The organism is Microbispora sp. H10885 (assembly GCF_014161415.1).
Lineage (GTDB): Bacteria > Actinomycetota > Actinomycetes > Streptosporangiales > Streptosporangiaceae > Microbispora > Microbispora triticiradicis.
Genome location: NZ_JABBWY010000036.1, coordinates 1 through 788, shown reverse-complemented (window position 1 = coordinate 788; position 788 = coordinate 1). Strand labels below are relative to the sequence as shown.

The following is a 788-nucleotide window of genomic DNA, read 5'->3' as shown; positions in this document are numbered from 1 at the left end:
GGTTGCTGTCTCTGAGATCACATAGTGAACGCGAGCATAATATGGTCAAGTCCTCGGCCTATTAGTACCGGTCAGCTCCACGCATTACTACGCTTCCACTTCCGGCCTATCAACCCCATCGTCTATAGGGAGCCTTACCCACTCTCGTGGTGGGAGACCTCATCTTGAGGCGAGCTTCCCGCTTAGATGCTTTCAGCGGTTATCCCTACCGAACGTAGCCAACCAGCCGTGCTCCTGGCGGAACAACTGGCACACCAGAGGTTCGTCCGTCCCGGTCCTCTCGTACTAGGGACAGCCCCTCGCAAGTCTCCTGCGCGCGCAGCGGATAGGGACCGAACTGTCTCGCGACGTTCTAAACCCAGCTCGCGTACCGCTTTAATGGGCGAACAGCCCAACCCTTGGGACCTACTCCAGCCCCAGGATGCGACGAGCCGACATCGAGGTGCCAAACCATCCCGTCGATATGGACTCTTGGGGAAGATCAGCCTGTTATCCCCGGGGTACCTTTTAGCCGTTGAGCGACACCGCTTCCACACGCCGATGCCGGATCACTAGTCCCAGCTTTCGCTCCTGCTCGACCCGTCAGTCTCACAGTCAAGCTCCCTTGTGCACTTACACTCGACACCTGATTGCCAACCAGGCTGAGGGAACCTTTGGGCGCCTCCGTTACCTTTTAGGAGGCAACCGCCCCAGTTAAACTACCCACCAGACACTGTCCCCCACCCGGATTCACGGGCGCGGGTTAGACGTCCAAAACGACCAGAGTGGTATTTCACCAATGACTCCAC

1 rRNA gene is annotated in these 788 nt (G+C 57.9%); it reads right to left on the bottom strand.

Annotation, left to right across the window (positions count from 1 at the left end):
• Positions 1-41: 41 nt before the first annotated feature.
• Positions 42-788, bottom strand: a 23S ribosomal RNA gene (locus HHX37_RS35375); the annotation flags it as partial.